This is a genomic window from Rhodococcus sp. UNC23MFCrub1.1 (assembly GCF_000686025.1).
Lineage (GTDB): Bacteria > Actinomycetota > Actinomycetes > Mycobacteriales > Mycobacteriaceae > Rhodococcoides.
In genome coordinates this window covers 398694-416582 of sequence record NZ_JMLQ01000003.1, presented here as the reverse complement: position 1 = coordinate 416582, position 17889 = coordinate 398694, and the positions used below count along the sequence as shown (strand labels likewise).

15 protein-coding genes are annotated in these 17889 nt (G+C 68.8%); 3 read left to right on the top strand and 12 right to left on the bottom strand.

Features of this window, described 5'->3' with window-relative positions:
- From BR07_RS24055 to BR07_RS0109905, 3 genes are all read right to left on the bottom strand, one after another.
- On the bottom strand, positions 1-1230 hold the full coding sequence (locus BR07_RS24055; RefSeq protein WP_051613228.1) for an SPFH domain-containing protein: 1230 nt from the start codon (positions 1228-1230) through the stop codon (positions 1-3).
- Complete coding sequence (locus BR07_RS0109910) at positions 1231-1662, bottom strand: NfeD family protein (RefSeq protein ID WP_027505316.1); 432 nt, start codon at positions 1660-1662, stop codon at positions 1231-1233.
- Positions 1663-1725: 63 nt separating this feature from the next.
- Positions 1726-2574: a DUF3097 domain-containing protein gene (locus BR07_RS0109905; protein ID WP_027505315.1), complete on the bottom strand. Its 849-nt coding sequence runs from the start codon at positions 2572-2574 to the stop codon at positions 1726-1728.
- A 133-nt stretch (positions 2575-2707) separates the two neighbouring features.
- On the opposite strand from BR07_RS0109905, the gene BR07_RS0109900 reads away from it, so the two are divergent.
- The gene (locus BR07_RS0109900; RefSeq protein ID WP_027505314.1) at positions 2708-3529 is read left to right on the top strand and encodes a hypothetical protein; all 822 of its coding nucleotides are present in this window, start codon (positions 2708-2710) and stop codon (positions 3527-3529) included.
- 104 nt (positions 3530-3633) lie between these two features.
- On the opposite strand, the gene BR07_RS0109895 is transcribed toward BR07_RS0109900, so the two are convergent.
- The 8 genes from BR07_RS0109895 to BR07_RS24045 all read right to left on the bottom strand — a co-directional run bounded on the left by BR07_RS0109895 (position 3634) and on the right by BR07_RS24045 (position 12350).
- The gene (locus BR07_RS0109895) at positions 3634-4686 is read right to left on the bottom strand and encodes a ferrochelatase (RefSeq protein WP_027505313.1); all 1053 of its coding nucleotides are present in this window, start codon (positions 4684-4686) and stop codon (positions 3634-3636) included.
- 63 nt (positions 4687-4749) lie between these two features.
- A complete protein-coding gene (gene inhA / locus BR07_RS0109890; protein WP_027505312.1) occupies positions 4750-5574 on the bottom strand; it encodes an NADH-dependent enoyl-ACP reductase InhA in 825 nt (274 codons plus the stop codon).
- Between the two features lie 68 nt (positions 5575-5642).
- The gene (gene fabG1 / locus BR07_RS0109885) at positions 5643-6401 is read right to left on the bottom strand and encodes a 3-oxoacyl-ACP reductase FabG1 (protein WP_037185384.1); all 759 of its coding nucleotides are present in this window, start codon (positions 6399-6401) and stop codon (positions 5643-5645) included.
- Positions 6402-6509: 108 nt separating this feature from the next.
- Entirely contained in the window at positions 6510-7505 is a 996-nt protein-coding gene (locus tag BR07_RS0109880) for a VWA domain-containing protein (RefSeq protein ID WP_027505310.1), read from the bottom strand.
- The gene (locus BR07_RS0109875; protein WP_442970310.1) at positions 7502-8512 is read right to left on the bottom strand and encodes a DUF58 domain-containing protein; all 1011 of its coding nucleotides are present in this window, start codon (positions 8510-8512) and stop codon (positions 7502-7504) included. Before BR07_RS0109875 ends, BR07_RS0109880 begins: the two co-directional genes overlap by 4 nt.
- Positions 8509-9756 (bottom strand): AAA family ATPase, encoded by a 1248-nt coding sequence (locus BR07_RS24050; RefSeq protein ID WP_081821192.1) that lies wholly within the window; start codon positions 9754-9756, stop codon positions 8509-8511. The genes BR07_RS0109875 and BR07_RS24050 overlap by 4 nt, the downstream gene beginning before the upstream one ends.
- A gap of 95 nt (positions 9757-9851) precedes the next feature.
- On the bottom strand, positions 9852-11492 hold the full coding sequence (locus tag BR07_RS0109865; protein ID WP_051613274.1) for a C40 family peptidase: 1641 nt from the start codon (positions 11490-11492) through the stop codon (positions 9852-9854).
- 288 nt (positions 11493-11780) lie between these two features.
- Complete coding sequence (locus tag BR07_RS24045; protein WP_231476272.1) at positions 11781-12350, bottom strand: Rv1476 family membrane protein; 570 nt, start codon at positions 12348-12350, stop codon at positions 11781-11783.
- A gap of 379 nt (positions 12351-12729) precedes the next feature.
- Between BR07_RS24045 and BR07_RS0109855 the strand changes: the two genes are divergently transcribed.
- A complete protein-coding gene (locus tag BR07_RS0109855) occupies positions 12730-15534 on the top strand; it encodes an aconitate hydratase (protein ID WP_027505307.1) in 2805 nt (934 codons plus the stop codon).
- Positions 15535-15668: 134 nt separating this feature from the next.
- Positions 15669-16238, top strand: coding sequence for a TetR/AcrR family transcriptional regulator (locus BR07_RS0109850; RefSeq protein WP_027505306.1), 570 nt, complete (start codon positions 15669-15671; stop codon positions 16236-16238).
- A 6-nt stretch (positions 16239-16244) separates the two neighbouring features.
- On the opposite strand, the gene BR07_RS0109845 is transcribed toward BR07_RS0109850, so the two are convergent.
- Positions 16245-17876 (bottom strand): ABC-F family ATP-binding cassette domain-containing protein, encoded by a 1632-nt coding sequence (locus BR07_RS0109845; protein WP_027505305.1) that lies wholly within the window; start codon positions 17874-17876, stop codon positions 16245-16247.
- Positions 17877-17889: the final 13 nt, after the last annotated feature.

Here is a 17889-nt window from a genome sequence, read left to right as displayed (position 1 = left end):
TCAGCGGTCCAGTTCGCGCGGAGCGTCGTCGCCCGACCCGGACCCGTCCGGCGTGGAGGCCTCGACGGCCTTTGCGGGCTCCGGAGCCGAGTCCCGCGCCGGGTTGGGTGCGGCGGCCAACGACGTGTCGACAGGCTTGCGTGCCACGGCCTCGGCGTCGGCCACCGCCCGAGCGATGGCCGGGTCCGTCTTCGTGTCGAACCAGTCGGCCACTTCCGCGGAGTCGTCCTCCGGCTTGGAGTGCGTCTCGCCCTGGTCGCTGGGCTCGAAACGGAAGACGCCGTCGTCGCCCGGCGCACCGAGATTCTTGGCAAAGCCCTTCAGGGCATCACCGAAGTCGGACGGCACCACCCACATCTTGTTCGCATCACCCTGCGCCATCTTCGGCAGCGTCTGCAGGTACTGGTAGGCGAGCAACTCGGGCGTCGGCTTGCCGGCCTTGATCGCCTCGAACACCTTCTCGATGGCCTTCGCCTCACCCTGTGCGTTGAGGTACTTGGCCGCCCGCTCACCCTGCGCACGGAGGATGCGGGACTGACGCTCACCCTCGGCGGAGAGAATGGCGGCCTGCTTGGCGCCCTCCGCGGACAGGATCTGCGACTGCTTGTCACCCTCGGCCGTCTTGATGGACGACTCACGGTGTCCCTCGGCCGTGAGGATGGTGGCGCGCTTCTCGCGGTCCGCCTTCATCTGCTTCTCCATCGACTCCTGGATGGAGGGCGGCGGATCGATGCTCTTGAGCTCCACTCGGGCGACACGCAGGCCCCATCGCCCGGTGGCCTCGTCCAACACTCCGCGGAGCTGGCCGTTGATGGAGTCACGCGAGGTGAGCGTCTCCTCCAGGGTCATACCGCCGACCACGTTGCGAAGCGTCGTCGTGGTGAGCTGCTCGACACCGACGATGTAGTTGCTGATCTCGTAGACCGCGGCCTGCGGGGTGGTGACCTGGAAGTACACGACGGTGTCGATGGACACCGTCAGGTTGTCCTGCGTGATCACCGGCTGCGGTGGGAAGGACACGACGCGCTCACGCAGGTCGACCTTCGCTCGGACACGGTCGACGAACGGCACGAGGAACGTGAGCTGCCCGGAGACCGTCTTGGAGTATCGGCCCAGACGCTCGATCACCGCGGCCTCGGCCTGCGGCACGAGCGTCACCGACTTCGCCACCACCACGGCGACGAACAGCACCACCACGGCAAGGGCGATCAAGGCGGCATAGTCACCCATCTAGGGTCCTTTCCACACGACGGCCGTGGCGCCGTCGATCTTCATCACGGTCACGGTCGTTCCGGCCGCGTACACCTCGGTGGGATCGAGCGGACGAGCCGTCCACACGTCACCGTCCAGCCGCACCGTGCCGGAGTGCTGATCGATGGCATCCAGCACCTGCGCGGATCGCCCGGTGAGCGCGGCGATCCCGGTGGGGGTCGGCGGGGGCGTCGAGAACCGGCGGGTCAGCACCGGCCGGACACCCAGGATGAGGGCTCCGGACAGGATCGCGAACACGATCGCGTCGCCCCACACGGGGAAGTCGGTCAGCGCCGAGATGCCCGCGGTACCCAGGGCCCCGCCGGCCAGCATGAGAAGGAAGAAATCTCCGGACAGCGCTTCACCCGCAGCGAGAATCACCGCTCCGACGAGCCACAGAAGTGCAACCACGAACTCCACAGTAGCGACGAACGACGAGCCCGTGGGGTGCGCGCGACCGTCGTGGGGAGATCGTTACCGACCTGTCTCCCCGTTCTCGTCATCCAGGGTGACGAAGTCGACGAGGCGCTCCACCGCGCCGATGAGCGGCGCCTCGAGATCGCGAAAACTGGACACCGCACCGTAGACCCGGCGCCACCCGTCCTGCGGTGTGCCCCAACCCAACTCGCGGCAGATGCCGGTCTTCCAGTCGGTGCCGCGCGGGATCCGTGGCCATGCCTCGATGCCCACCGCGGCGGGCTTCACCGCCTCCCACACATCGATGTAGGGGTGTCCCGTGACCGTCACGTACGGGCCGAGCGACCGCGTCAGGCGGTCCTCCTTCGAACCGTCGACGAGGTGGTCGACGAGAACCCCCACCCTGCGTCCCGGCCCGGGTCCGAACTCCTGCAACCGCTCTGCCAGGTTGTCCAGTCCCTCGAGATGCTCGACGACCACACCCTCGACCCTCAGGTCGTGGCCCCAGACCCGTTCGACGATGGCGGCGTCGTGAATGCCCTCCACCCAGATACGGCTGGGCAGAGCCACTTTCGCTCGTACGTTCTCCACCCGCGTCGACCCGGAGGCCGAGCGGGTCGGAGCGACGGCACGGGTCGGCGCCGGACGCGTCAGCGTCACCGGGCTTCCGTCGACGAGGAAGGCGGCCTCGCGCATCGCGAAGAGCCTCCGTACGCCTCGGCCGTCCTCGAGCCGGACGAAGTCACCGTCGTACGTGCGCTCGAAACCCACCACGGCGCCGCAGAATCCGGTCGCCGCGTCCTCGACCACCACGTCCCGTTCGGCCGCCATCGTCGGGACCACGCGTCGCGCTCGCCTCGCGTGCCCGGCGAAGATGTCGCCGCCGTACCGGTTGTCCGCTGTCATCGTCTTCCCTCGCCCTCCGCGCTCACTCCCGGGACAGGACTGTCGGGTCACCGGGCCGTCCCACGGTATCGGCGCCGCGCACTCCCCGACCGCAGCCACGCCGGTCGCCTCCGACGCCGCCTATGATCGGACGGTGTCGTCCCCATCCTCGAGCCTCGCCATCTGGTGCGGCGCCTGGCTCGCCGGAGCCGCGCCGCCCGACGACGTGATCGATGCCCTCACCGAGTGGGCACCGTTGGCCCTCGTCGTCGCCGCCGATCCCGAGACAGCCGAGCGGCACGACCTCCCGTGGCCCACTCCTCGTGACGTCGGCATCGCCCAGTTGCTCCGAGTCGTCCGCGCCGCGGCGCCCGTCGGCGACCGCGAGGTGACCGTCGACATGGTTCTTCCCGCCCCCGGTGACGTCGCCGGGCTGCCGACCGACTCCGCGTTCTCGGCAGCCGCCGTGCTCGCGGGCGAAGGCGTCGTCATCGGAGTGCCGGGGCAGCGGGGTGTCGGACTCGTCCCCACCGACGAGGGCCCCGACGTCATGCGGTGGACGGTGTTCACCGTCACCGTGCCGGTCACCTACCAGGAGCTGGCGCTCGGGGAGATCGAGTACTCGATGCGGGACACCGTCCGGAGTGCGGCCGAGGCCCTCACCGCGGTGCAGACGGTCGACACCGGCCGTTCCGGCGGCGACCCGCACACGATGATTGCCGAGCGCCTCGCCATCGCGAGCCGCCATCGCTACCCGCCGCTCCCCGAACGCACCACCCGAGTTCTCGACACGGCCGACCGGGTGGACGCCATCCTCGCGGCCGCGCAGACGTCGGCGCCCTCGGAGGCACCCAGCAGCAGCGGTGCCGAGGCCCGCGAAGCCGTGCTCCGACCGTTGCGTCGCGCCGTGCGCGCCGCGCGCCGTGCCGCCGTGCGCGCCGCCGTGGACGGGTACCTGTCGCCCGATCGACGCTAGCGGTACCCCCTCGCGCGAGTACGTCCGTAGTGTCGCGATCCATGCCCGGATCACGACACTTTCGGCGTACTCGCGGGTGGGTGGTTCCCGGGATGTTCGAGCTGTCAGGCCGGGCGGCGACGCACCGGGGGCTCACAGCAGCCGGGATTGCACGGCGTTCCGTCGACGGTGGTCCCGAAGGCGGGCTCGGAACCCAGACGCAGCGGCGCGGTGCCCACGGTGCGTTCCTCGACCAGCGTGCGCACGAGCCGGGCGAATCGAGGGTCCGCACCCGGGGTGCCGGCACGCTCGAGAGCGATGCCGAGTTCCTGCGCCTTCTCGACCGCCTCGGTGTCCAGGTCCCACACCACCTCGAGGTGATCCGAGACGAACCCGACCGGGCAGATCACCACGGCGTCGACGTCCGTCTCCGCCAGGGCCTCGAGGTGATCGCAGATGTCGGGATCCAGCCACGGGATCTGCGGCGGTCCCGACCGGGACTGCCACACGACGTCGAACTCGTCGACACCTGCTGCGGCGGCGCACAATCGGGACGCCTCGGTGACCTGACGGCTGTAGAGGTGGCCGCCCGCCGACGGCGGACCCGCGGCCTCGTCCGCCGAGACGGGCACCGAGTGCGCCGTGAAGACCACGCGAGCACCGGCCCGGCGATCCGCCGGAAGCCTGCCGATCGCCGCGCGGATCGCGTCGGCGAAGGCATCCACCATGAGCGGATGGTCGTAGTACTGCCGCAGTTTCGTGAGCTGCGGAGCGCCCTCCCCCACGGCGGCGCGGGCGCGGGCGATGTCTTCGTGGTACTGCCGACAGCCCGAGTACCCGCCCCAGGCCGAGGTGGGGAACACCAGCGCGTTGCGCACACCGTCGGCCTGCATCGCGGCGACGGTGTCCTCCGCCATGGGATGCCAGTTGCGGTTGCCGAAGTACACGGGCAGGTCGATGCCCGTGAGCGCGAACTCGGTCTCGACCGCGGCGATGATCTCGCGGTTGAGTCGGTTGATCGGCGAGACCCCACCGAAGTGGTGATAGTGCTCGGCGACGGCATCGAGGCGCTCGGGCGGGATTCCGCGGCCACGGGTGACGTTCTCCAGGAACGGCCGCACCTCGTCCGGCCCCTCGGGCCCACCGAAGGACAGCAGCAGAAGCGCGTCGTAGGTCATGACGCCATTGTGCCGGAACCCGTTTCGGTGGACCCGAGAGGATGCTCGGATCGAGGCGAGATGTCAGAGATTCTCGGGCAGCCAGGTGTTGTGGCTCGCGCCGCCGTCGACGTAGACGATCGACCCGGTGGTCGCCGGCAGCCAGTCCGACAGCAGCGCGCAGATCGACTTGGCCACGGCCGTCGGGTCGTTGAAGTTCCAGCCGATCGGGGACGCACCGTTCCAGTACTCGTTGAGCTGGTTCATCTTGTCCGCGTCACCCGTCGCGGTACCCGCGATGGCCTTGGCGGCGAGCGTCTTGATCGGGCCCGCGGCGACCAGGTTGGAACGGACCTTCTTGGCCTCGCCTACCTCGCGGGCGACGTAGCGGTTGACCGACTCGAGCGCAGCCTTCGCCACGCCCATCCAGTTGTAGAACGGCATCGCCGTGCGCGGATCGAAGTCCATGCCGACGATCGATCCACCCTCGTTCATGACGGGGAGCACGGCGCGTGCGAGCGAGGCGTAGGACCAGGCGGAGATCTGGAACGCAGCGGCGGCGTCGGGACCCGGTCCCTCGAGGAACGGCTTGGACCCCGGACCCATCAGGGTGCGCGGAGCGAACGCGATGGAGTGCAGAACGCCGTCGATGCCCTCCGGAGCGACCTCGGAGATGCGACCGGCGAGCGCGGCGAGATGCTCCTCGTTCGTCGCGTCCAGCTCGATCGCCGGCGGCACGGGCTCCGGCAGTCGCTGGGCGATCCTGTCGATCAGTCGCAGCCGGTCGAACCCGGTGATGACGACCTTGGCGCCCTGTTCCTGCGCGACCTTGGCCGCGTGGAACGCGATGGACGCGTCGGTGATGATCCCGGTGATCAGGATGGTCTTGCCTTCGAGCAGTCCGCCCATGTGCGTGTGCCTTTCGTGTGAAGTCTGGTGTGCCCGAGTCGATCGGGCAGGAGTCGGGACGAGGTGGGCTAGTGGCCCATGCCCATACCGCCGTCGACCGGGATGATCGCGCCGGAGACGTAGCTCGAATCGGGTGACGCGAGGAAGCTCACCACCGCGGCGACGTCCTCGGGAGTACCGAGTCGCTTCAGCGGGATGTACTCGCGCGCGGTGTCCCGGAGTTTGTCGTCGAGCTCGGCCGTCATGTCGGTCTCGATGAACCCGGGTGCCACGACGTTCGCGGTGATCGAACGCGAGCCCAGCTCACGGGTGAGCGAGCGCGCCATGCCGACGACACCCGCCTTGGAGGACGCGTAGTTGATCTGGCCGGGTCCGCCGGCCTGACCGACGACGGAACCGAGGAAGACGAACCGTCCGAAGCGTGCCCGCAGCATCGAGCGGCTCGCTCGCTTGGCCACCCGGAACGCGCCGGTGAGATTGGCGTCGATGACGGAGGTGAACTGCTCCTCGGTCATCCGCATCAGCAGGGTGTCGTCCGTGATGCCCGCGTTGGCGACGAGCACCTCGACGGGGCCCTGATGCTTCTCCACCTCAGTGAACGCGGCATCGACGGACGCGGTGTCGGTGACATCGCACTGCACCCCGAACAGTCCGTCCGGTGCACCCGAGCTGCGGTGCGTGACCGCGACCTTGTGGCCGTCCGCGGCGAGTCGGCGGGCCACGGCCAGGCCGATGCCCCGATTACCGCCGGTGACGAGCACGGACCGGGAGACGAATCCCCCGCCGGCCGTCGCGTCGGGTGTCGCGGACTCGGGCGCAGAGGACATACGGATGAACCTTCTCTCTCGGGGGTGCTGCTCGCAGCAACGGCCAGTCGGTGGGCGATCACGGACGTCGTCGATCGCCTCGACCCGCGCGTACTTTACCGATGCGTGTCAGGGGACTCGCTGGCGTAGTGACAATGCTGTGACAAGTCCCGCCGACACGAACAGCACTCCGGCGATCAACCAGGGCCGACTCGCGTCACCGCGGGTGGTCTCGTAGCCGATCTGCTCCTCGAGCGTGTCGTACACCTCGGTGAGTTCCTCGAGACTCGACGCCGTGAAGAAGTTGCCACCCGACAGGCGTGCGATCTCCTCGAGCGACGGGTCGTCGACGGGCACCGCGACGCGCTGGGTGTCGCCCTGCTCGTCGGTGATGTCCACCGTGCCGTAACTGGTGCCGAACGAGATGGTGGAGACCGGGATCCCCTTCGTCTCCGCCTCGCGGGCCGCCGTGTACCCACCGCGCGGGTCGTCCGGGTTCTCGGGAACGGTCTGCTTGCCGTCGGACAGCAGCACGATCCGTGCCGGCGGCGCCGCGTCCGATCCACCGAGCACCGCGCCGAGTGTCTCGATCGACTGCATCGCCGTGAAGATGGACTCGCCCGTGGCGGTCCGCTCGGCCAGCTGCAGCCGATCGATGGCCGATTTCGTCGCCTCACGATCGGTGGTCGGTGAGACCAGCACCGATGCCGTGCCCGCGAACGCGACGAGTCCGAGGTTGATGCCGGGAGTCAGGCCGTCGGCGAACTGCTTGCCGGCCTCCTGCGCCGCTGCCAGTCGCGTCGGTTGGACGTCGGTGGCCTCCATCGACAACGACACGTCGATGACCAGCATGACCGTCGCCCGATTACGCGGAACCCGTTGATCGGACGTCGGTCCGGCCAGGGCGACGGTCAGGAAGAGCAACCCGACGAGCACGAGCGCCGTGGGGACGTGGCGCACCAGTCCGGGGCGCTGCGGTGCGACGCGTTCGAGCAACTCCATGTTGGTGAAGCGCATGGTGTTGCGCTGACGGCGGCGCTGCGCGAGCACGTAGGCCACCACCAGGCCCGCGACCACGAGGAGGAAGAGCAGCCACCAGGGTGACGAGAAATCGGACAGGCTCACCGCGTACTCGCTCCCATGCTCGCGCCGTGGCGTCGCCGGGACACGAAGCGGACGACGTCGGCGATCCAGTCGCCGTCCGTCCGCAGGGTGAGCCGAGGCGCGCTGCAGCCACGCAGGATCTTCTCGACGTTCGCGCGGTGCGCCGCAGCGGCGGCCGCGAAGTCCTCCCGCAACCGGGGTGTCGTGCTGAACTCCCGCGTCCGTCCCGTCTCCGGGTCGTGCAACACCACGTCACCGACATCCGGCAGCTCGAGGTCGCGGGGGTCGACGACCTCCACGGCCAGCACGTCGTGGCGGGCCGCCAGGGCGCGGAGCGGACGCTCCCAGTCCGTCGGACCGAGGAAGTCGCTGACGACGACCACCATGCCGCGTCGACGTTCGGGCCGTCGCAGAGCGTCGATGGCGCCGACGAAGTCGCCGCGGGTGCCGTCGGGTGCGTGCGGTGTGGTGGCCACGGTGCGGAGCAGGGACTGGATGTGCGCCCGACCGCCCCGCGCGGGGACCCGGACGACGCGTTCGCCCGTCGCGACGACGGCGCCGATGCGGTTGCCGCCGCCACTGGTCAGATGCGCGATGGCCGATGTGGCCGCGACGGCGAGGTCCCGCTTCTCGCACCCCGCGGTGCCGAAGTCGAGGGAGGCCGACAGGTCGATCGCCATCCACGTCTCGAGCTCGCGGTCCGCGACGCTCTGCCGAACGTGGGGGTGCGTCGTCCTCGCGGTGACGGACCAGTCCATCTGACGTACGTCGTCGCCCGGCTGATACTCGCGTGCATCGCCCGGCTCGGAACCCGGGCCCGGGATGAGGCCCAGATGATCGCCGTGCAGAACGCCGTCGAGGCGCCGACGAACGGTCAGCTCGAGGGTGCGCAGCGCAGCCGACAACCGAGGGTCCTCCAGCGATCCCGAGGCGAAGGACGGGGGCGCACCGCGCAACGACTGCTGCACGGCGGGCGCGCCTAACACCGGATCACCGGGCCGGCCACCCGTGGGTGACGCCATGGTCACCGCGTGGGATCGGTCGCGGGAGTCTGCTTCTGCATCCACGGCGCCGGGCCACCCTGCTGAGGACCGTTCTGCTGGGGGCCACCCTGCTGCGACGGTCCGTCGGGACCGGGCTGCGGGGGTCCGGGCTGGAACTGCTGCGGTCCGCCCGGTCCCTGCTGCTGGGGGCCGTTCTGTAGGGGTCCGTTCTGCTGAGGACCGTTCTGCTGAGGACCGTTGTGCTGGGGAGCCGGCGCCTGCTGCTGGACCGGCTGGGCGCCGACCTGCGGCAGACCCACGGTCTGCAGGATGCGCGTGATGATCTGCTCGGGTGTGATCTCGTCGGCCAGGGCGTCGTACGAGAGTACGAGACGGTGCCGCAGCACGTCCGGCACCACGTCGAGGACGTCCTGCGGCACGACGTAGTCCCGTCCACGCAGGAACGCCAGCGCACGGGAGGCACTGATGATGCCGAGGGTCGCACGGGGTGACGCGCCGTAGGCGATCCAGCCGGCCACGTCGTCGAGGCCCACGTCGCGCGGAGTACGGGTGGCGGCGATGACGCGCACGACGTAGTCGACCAGAGCATGGTGGACGAACACGGACGCCGCGACGTTCTGGAGGCGCACCAACTCGACCGGGTCGAGGATCTGCTTGGGCTTCGGTGCCGCGACGCCCATGCGGTAGACGATCTCGCGCTCCTCCTCGACCGTCGGGTAGTCCACGACGATCTTGAACAGGAAGCGGTCGCGCTGCGCCTCGGGAAGGGGGTACACGCCCTCGTTCTCGATGGGGTTCTGCGTCGCCATGACCAGGAACGGATCCGGCATGGGGTACGTGTGACCACCGATGGAGACGTGGCGCTCGGCCATCACCTCGAGGAGAGCCGACTGCACCTTGGCCGGAGCTCGGTTGATCTCGTCCGCGAGCACGAAGTTCGCGACCACCGGGCCGAGCTCGGTGTCGAATTCTTCTTTGCCCTGACGGTAGATGCGCGTACCGATGAGGTCGGTGGGCACCAGGTCGGGCGTGAACTGCACGCGGGAGAACGAGCCCCCGACCACCGTCGCGAACGTCTCCACCGCCAACGTCTTCGCCACACCGGGAACACCCTCGAGCAGGACGTGCCCCCGTGCGAGAAGCCCGACGAGGATGCGTTCGACCAGTCGGTCCTGACCGACGATGACGCGTTTGACCTCGTAGACGGCCTTCTCGAGCGTCTGCACGTCCCGAGAGATGTCGGTCGTGTCGGTCTCTCGTGACGTCACCTGTGGAACCACCGCTTTCTACCCGGACTCTGCTGCCGAGCACCACTATTGCAGGTGGCGAGGACACATGACGTTCTACCTGCTCGGACGGGGTGTCACTCCACCATGCGGACGGCGTACGGCGTCATGCCGTCGAAACGGACGGGCGACACCTTCACCACCGATCCCGACTGCGGAGCCTCGAGCATCTTGCCGTCACCGAGGTAGAGGGCGACGTGCTGCGAGGCGCCCGGACCGTAGAAGATCATGTCGCCGCGGCGCATCTGGGACGACGGCACCTGCTTGCCGGCCGTGTACTGGTAGCCGGTGTAGTGCGGGAGCGAGATCCCGAGTCCACCGAAGGCGTACATCATGAGGCCGGAGCAGTCGAAGCCCACCTTGTTGTAGTCGCCGTAGCTGTCGGCGACACCGCCGTCGCGGATGCCCTTGGTCGGCCCGTTCTCGTTGCCGCCACCCCACGAGTAGGGGGTGCCCAACACGGACATGCCGCGGTCGATGACGAGTTCGATGGCTGCGGACCCGGTGAGCGACGGATCCTTGGTGGCGGTCCCGCGACCGCCGCCGGACGACGTGCTGCCGGACGACGTGCTGCCCGACGACGTGCTGCCCGACGACGTGCTGCCCGACGACGAGGTACCCGAGGACGTGCCGCCCGAGGACGAGGTACCGGACGACGTGCCGCCCGAGGACGAGGTACCGGACGACGTGCCGCCCGACGAGGTGCCGCTCGACGTCGATCCGGTCAGGTCGGTGTGGTCGCGCTCCCCGTCCACCAACGCTGCGGCACGATCGGCGGCGGCCTGGTTCGCGGCCACCCGGGCGGCCGCGGCCACCGCTGCCTCCTGCGCTGCCTGCGCGGCTGCCGCGGCGGCGGCTTCCTCCGCCTGACGCTGCTGGTCCCACTGCGAGTACGCGTCGCGCTGTCCCTCGAGCCCCGCGGCGTCGTTGCGCGCCTGCTCGAGCTCGGCGGAGGCGCTGTCCCGCTGTGCCTCGACGGCCGCCTTCTGCGCTGCCTGCTCCTGCTGTGCGGACACGGCCGCGGCGATGGCCTGTTCCGCCTCGTCCTTCTTCGCGTCCGCTTCCGCGGAGGCACGGTCGGCCTCGATCTTGCTCTGGCGTGCGGTGGAGTCTCGGTTGGCCTCCTCGGTACGCGCCCGCTGCAGGCTGTCCAGGGTGGCGTTCTGCTTGGCGGACAGCATCCGCAGGATCTGCGCGCGATCGAGCACGTCCTGCGGCCCCTGCGCGTCCAGGAGTGAGGAGACACCGGCGGACCCGGTGCCCTTGACGTAGTCGGTGACGGCGAAGGCGTCGAACTTCTTCTGCGCGTCGGAGATCATCTGGCCGGCGTCGCGGAGGGCCTGTTGCGCGATGCCGACGGCCGCGGCGGCGGCGTCGGCGACGGTACGAGCGTTCTGCAGGTCGACGAGGGCCTTGTTGACGTCCTCGCGCTTGACGGCCACCTGCGCGTCGATCGCGGCGAGTTGCTGGTTGGCCGAGGCAACCTGGTCGATGAGTCGACCGACTCGTCCGAGCTGGTCCCCCACGCGCGCGCCGGCGGCGGCGATGTCGGAGTCGGAGGGATTGGGCGGGGGCGGCGGCACGGCGGACGCGAGACTCGGTGCGAGGAACCCCGTCCCGGACAGCAGCAGCGTCGTCGCGACGACGGCGCCCCCGATCGTGCGACGCAGAGCCCGCGATCGACCGACGTGCCGTCGACCTCCGGAGTATCGCTTCACCTGTTCGTCTCCCTCACGTCCGCAGTGCGGATTCACCCACCGCACGCGTGGGGAGGACACGACGCAGCGTGACAGGATCCCGGACCACAGCCGACAACGGCCGACCCGGGAGCAACGATCAGCCCCTCTGCGACACTTCTTCCCCAAGCAGTGCCATGCGAACCGTACGACACTTCGAACGCTTAAGGAACTCCAGTCACAAATGACACATGTGTCATTCCGCCGACCGCATCCGCGCTGATCAGGACGTTGTCCGAGAAAGATTCGTTGAGACTTTTTTGGGAACGGTCACTGCCCGTCGGGCGTGACGGCCTCTCGATCGGTGACATCTCCCGAACGATGACGGCGTTCGTTCACCCACCAGGTGCCGCCGAGCACGGCGACGACCACGAGAACGAGGCCCAGAGTGATGCCGGTCCACGGTGGGCCGGGCTCGACGAGCACGTCGAGGAAGTTGTCCGCGGACTGCACCGCGTTGCCGGTGTACGCCTGATCCTGACCCGCTTCGAGCGTCACGCGATCGATCGAGTCGCTGAACGTGCCGACCTGTCCCGGACCGATCACGAGGACCGTCCCACCGTCGGTGGCACCGACTGACGTGGCGAGATCGCGGAGCTGCGAATCGAGCGGCGCCGGCGCGTCGAGCACGACGATGCTCAGGTCGATACCGTGCTCGCCGGCGCGCGCCACGACACCCTCGAGCCCGACGACGTCCTGACCCGGCGCGGCCACCCCGTCGTCCGCGACGTCGGCGAGGGTCGCCTGCAGGTCGACGAACGTCGGCACCTCGCTGATCATCGGGAGGGCGACCAGCGGCTGATCACTCAGCGGTAGGGCCGGGAGAGGAGAGAGAGACATCGTCCGTCCGTTGTCGTGGATCGCGAGGCGATGCGGTGGATCGCGAGGCGATGATGGTCGAAGTGTGTGCGCCGTCGAGCGGGACCCTACGGGACGGGACCGTCGCCGAGTCCGAGGCGCACCGAGGTGCACGGAGGCAGCCCTTCGTTGCGCCCGGAACGCTGCCGGGGAACGATGAGTGCGCACCACGGTGAGAGCGACACGGCGATTCGGCCACTCGTTCTCACAGGACAAGCGTACTGTTAGAATCGAAACACCGAGACTGCGGCGGCCTCGACGCCACCCGGGTGCACCCTCACCCACGGCGATGTCCGCCCGCTCTCGCCACGCCGTCGACACAGCCCCGTCGACGGCAGCCCAGAAGACGAGTGGAGCTGACGTGACCGCAAGTATCGATTCGTTCGGCGCCAAGGGAACGCTGGAGGTCGGAGAGAACTCGTACGAGATCTTCCGCCTGAAGGCCGTCCCCGGCACCGAGAAGTTGCCCTATGCCCTCAAGGTCCTCGCGGAGAATCTCCTGCGTACCGAGGACGGCGCGAACATCACCAAGGACCACATCGACGCGATCGCCGCGTGGGACCCGTCCGCCGATCCGAGCATCGAGATCCAGTTCACGCCGGCCCGCGTGATCATGCAGGACTTCACCGGTGTCCCCTGCATCGTGGACCTCGCGACCATGCGTGAGGCCGTCACCGCTCTCGGCGGCGACCCGGAGAAGGTCAACCCGCTCGCTCCGGCCGAGATGGTCATCGACCACTCCGTCATCATCGACGTGTTCGGCCGCGCGGACGCCTTCGAGCGCAACGTCGACATCGAGTACCAGCGCAACGGTGAGCGCTACCAGTTCCTGCGGTGGGGCCAGGGTGCGTTCGACGACTTCAAGGTCGTCCCGCCCGGCACCGGCATCGTGCACCAGGTCAACATCGAGCACCTCGCCCGCACCATCATGGTGCGGGGCGGTCAGGCCTACCCCGACACGTGTGTCGGCACCGATTCGCACACCACGATGGTCAACGGCCTCGGTGTGCTCGGCTGGGGCGTCGGCGGCATCGAGGCCGAGGCGGCCATGCTCGGCCAGCCCGTCTCCATGCTCATCCCCCGTGTCGTGGGCTTCAAGCTCAGCGGCGAGATCAAACCCGGCGTCACCGCGACCGACGTCGTGCTCACCGTCACCGACATGCTGCGCAAGCACGGCGTCGTCGGCAAGTTCGTCGAGTTCTACGGCGAGGGTGTGGCCGAGGTCCCCCTGGCCAACCGCGCGACGCTCGGCAACATGAGCCCCGAGTTCGGTTCCACCGCGGCGATCTTCCCGATCGACTCGGAGACCGTCGACTACCTGCGCCTGACCGGACGCTCCGACGAGCAGCTCGCGCTCGTCGAGGCGTACGCCAAGGAACAGGGCATGTGGCACGACCCCGAGAACGAGGCGACGTACTCCGAGTACCTCGAGCTCGACCTCGGCGACGTGGTGCCGTCCATCGCCGGACCGAAGCGTCCGCAGGACCGAATCCTGTTGTCGGAGTCCAAGATCGCGTTCCGCAAGGACATCCACAACTACGTGGGTGGCGAGGACGTCGACGCCACCCCGTCGAAGCTGGACGAGGCACTCGACGAGACGTTCCCGGGCTCGGATCCGGCCACGCTGTCCTTCGCCGACGACGATGCGGCTCCGCTGCACTCCGCCGCCGGCAACGCCGAGGGTCGCCCGACCAACCCGGTGCGCGTCGACTCGGACGAGCAGGGCTCGTTCGTCCTCGACCACGGCGCCGTCGCCATCGCGTCGATCACCTCGTGCACCAACACCTCGAACCCGTCGGTCATGCTCGGCGCTGCCCTGCTGGCCAAGAAGGCCGTCGACAAGGGTCTGACCAGCAAGCCGTGGGTCAAGACCTCGATGGCGCCGGGCTCACAGGTGGTCACCGACTACTACGACAAGGCCGGCATGTGGCCGTACCTGGAGAAGCTCGGCTTCTTCCTCGTCGGATACGGCTGCGCCACGTGCATCGGTAACTCGGGACCGCTCGATCCCAAGATCTCCGAGGCCATCCAGGACAACGACCTCACGGTCACCGCGGTCCTGTCCGGTAACCGCAACTTCGAGGGTCGCATCTCCCCCGACGTGAAGATGAACTACCTGGCGTCCCCGCCGCTCGTCATCGCCTACGCGCTGGCCGGCACCATGGACTTCGACTTCGAGCACGACGCACTCGGTCAGGACAACGAGGGCAACGACGTCTTCCTGAAGGACATCTGGCCCTCGCCCAAGGAGATCCAGGACACGATCGACTCGTCCATCTCCAAGGAGATGTACACCAAGGGCTACGCCGACGTCTTCAAGGGCGACGAACGCTGGCGCGGACTGCCCACCCCGGACGGCAAGACGTTCGAGTGGGACCCGCAGTCGACCTACGTGCGGAAGCCCCCGTACTTCGACGGCATGCCCAAGGACCCGGAAGCCGTCACGGACATCTCCGGTGCGCGCGTGCTGGCGTACCTCGGAGACTCGGTCACCACCGACCACATCTCCCCCGCCGGCAACATCAAGGCAGGAACGCCTGCTGCGCAGTACCTCGACGAGCACGGTGTCGAGCGCAAGGACTACAACTCCTTCGGCTCGCGTCGCGGCAACCACGAGGTCATGATCCGCGGAACGTTCGCGAACATCCGGCTGCGCAACCAGCTCCTCGACGACGTCTCGGGTGGCTACACCCGCGACTTCACGCAGGACGGTGGCCCGCAGGCCTTCATCTACGACGCGTCGCAGAACTACCAGAACGCCGGCATCCCGCTGGTCGTCCTGGGCGGCAAGGAGTACGGCTCCGGATCCTCGCGTGACTGGGCTGCCAAGGGCACCCGCCTGCTCGGCGTCAAGGCCGTCATCACCGAGTCGTTCGAGCGCATCCACCGCTCCAACCTCATCGGCATGGGCGTCGTCCCGCTGCAGTTCCCCGCCGGCGAGTCGGCGGCGTCGCTGAAGCTCGACGGCACCGAGACCTTCGACATCTCGGGCATCACCGAGCTGAACGAGGGCCGCACGCCGAAGACGATGCACGTCACCGCGACGAAGGAAGACGGCTCTGCCGTCGAGTTCGACGCCGTGGTCCGCATCGACACCCCCGGCGAGGCGGAGTACTACCGCAACGGCGGCATCCTGCAGTACGTGCTGCGCAACATGATCGGCTGATCACCGCAGTGATCACTGCCCCGTGAGGGGAGCAGAACGCGCACGACCGCGCCGCGATACCGCGTGTATCGCCGGTTCGGTCGTGCGCGTTCTGCGATCAGCACGATGTCCCCAGCACACGACAGGAGCACCGAGTGCCGAAGGTCAGTGACGACCATCTCGCGGCGCGCCGAAGTCAGATCCTCGACGGCGCGCGCCGCTGTTTCGCCGAATACGGTTACGAGGGCGCCACGGTGCGGCGACTCGAGGAGGCCACCTCGCTCTCGCGAGGAGCGATCTTCCACCACTTCAAGGACAAGGACGGGCTGTTCCTCGCGCTCGCCCGCGACGACGCGCGCCGCATGGCGGACGTCGCCGCCGAGCAGGGGCTCGTCCAGGTGATGCGGGACATGCTGGCCGCTCCCGACCAGTTCGACTGGCTCGGTACACGTCTGGAGATCGCCCGACGGCTCAAGACCGACGCCGAGTTCCGGGCCGGGTGGTCGGAGCGCTCGGTCGAGCTGCAGGACGCCGTCCTGTCACGTCTCGAGCGTCAGAAGTCTGCGGGCCGACTGCGGGACGACGTGCCCACCGCGGTACTGCTGGGATACCTCGACCTCGTCATGGACGGTCTCGTGACCCGCATCGCGTCGGGCCAGGGCACCGAGAATTTGTCGGCCGTCCTCGATCTGGTCGAGGAGTCGGTCCGTCGCGATCGGCCGTGAGCCGACTCAGGCGAGCGTGATCAGGTCGAGGTAGTCCTGCGACCAGTGGTCCTCGTTGCCGTCCGGCAGGAGGATCACTCGTTCGGGAGACAGTGCCTCGGCCGCACCCGGATCGTGCGTCACCAGCACGACGGCGCCCTTGTAGCTCCGCAGCGCCTCGAGGACCTGCTCACGCGAGATCGGGTCGAGGTTGTTGGTCGGCTCGTCGAGCAGCAGCACGTTGGCCGCCGACGAGACCAGGCCGGCGAGCGCGAGTCGCGTCTTCTCACCGCCGGAGAGAGTGCCGGCCGGCTGTTCGAGCTGCGGGCCGGTGAACATGAACGCACCGAGCAGAGACCGCAGCTCCTGCTCCGGGGTGTCCGGTGCCGCGTGCCGCACGTTCTCCCAGACCGACGCCATGTCATCGAGGGTGTCGTGTTCCTGGGCGAAGTAGCCGATGCGTAGACCGTGACCGGGCTCGATCTGGCCCGAGTCGCTCTTCTCCGTGCCGGCGAGGATGCGGAGCAGCGTCGTCTTGCCGGCGCCGTTGAGGCCGAGCACCACGACGCGGGAACCGCGGTCGATGGCCAGATCCACACCCGCGAAGATCTCCAGGGACCCGTACATCTTGGTGAGGTTCGACGCCATGAGCGGCGTCTTGCCGCACGGTGCGGGCTCGGGGAAGCGGATGTGTGCCACCCGGTCGGACACGCGTTCCTCGTCGAGGTTCGCCATCAGCTTGTCGGCACGCTTGGCCATGTTCTGGGCGGCCACGGCCTTGGTGGCCTTCGCACCCATCTTGGCGGCCTGCGCGCGCAGAGCGCCGGCCTTCTTCTCCGCGTTGGCACGCTCGCGGCGACGACGCTGCTCGTCCGTCGAGCGCGCGTCGAGGTACTTCTTCCAGTTCATGTTGTAGACGTCCGGCTCGCCGCGGACGGCATCGAGGAACCACACTCGGTTCACGACGTCGTTCAGCAGCTCCACATCGTGACTGATGACGATGAGCCCACCCTCGTGGCTCTGCAGGAAGCCGCGGAGCCAGGTGATGGAATCGGCGTCGAGGTGGTTGGTGGGCTCGTCGAGCAGCAGCGTGGTGGCCGAGCGACCACCACTGCCGTCGGACGCCGCGAACAGGATGCGTGCCAGCTCGACACGGCGGCGCTGACCGCCGGAGAGGGTGCGCAGGGGCTGCGCCAGGACACGGTCGGGAAGTCCGAGGCTGTTGCAGATGCGCGCCGCTTCGCTCTCGGCCACGTATCCGCCGAGCGAGGCGAAACGCTCCTCGAGCTCGCCGTATCGGCGGACGGCCTTGTCGAGGCGATCCTCGTCGGCCACCTCGGCCATGAGCGCCTGCTGCTTCTCCATGTCGTGGAGCAAGGTGTCGAGTCCGCGGGCGGACAGGACGCGGTCCTTGGCCAGCAGGTCGAGGTCGCCCTCCTTGGGGTCCTGCGGCAGGTAACCGATGTCCCCGGTGCGGGTGACCGAGCCGGCGTAGGGCTCGCCCTCTCCTGCCAGAATGCGGAGAGTGGTGGTCTTTCCGGCGCCGTTGCGGCCCACGAGGCCGATGCGGTCGCCGGCCTGTACGCGCAGGGCGGGCCCGGGAGCGGACAGAAGAGTACGCACGCCGGCACGAACCTCCAGGTCGGTGGCGGTGATCACGGTGCGAACTCCT

Coding starts and splice junctions, on each gene's coding strand:
- BR07_RS24055 (WP_051613228.1), bottom strand. CDS start 1,230: ATGGGTGACTATGCCGCCTTGATCGCCCTTGCCGTGGTGGTGCTGTTC.
- BR07_RS0109905 (WP_027505315.1), bottom strand. CDS start 2,574: ATGACAGCGGACAACCGGTACGGCGGCGACATCTTCGCCGGGCACGCG.
- BR07_RS0109895 (WP_027505313.1), bottom strand. CDS start 4,686: ATGACCTACGACGCGCTTCTGCTGCTGTCCTTCGGTGGGCCCGAGGGG.
- inhA (WP_027505312.1), bottom strand. CDS start 5,574: ATGGGCGGACTGCTCGAAGGCAAGACCATCCTGATCACCGGGATCATC.
- fabG1 (WP_037185384.1), bottom strand. CDS start 6,401: ATGTCCTCTGCGCCCGAGTCCGCGACACCCGACGCGACGGCCGGCGGG.
- BR07_RS24045 (WP_231476272.1), bottom strand. CDS start 12,350: ATGTCTCTCTCTCCTCTCCCGGCCCTACCGCTGAGTGATCAGCCGCTG.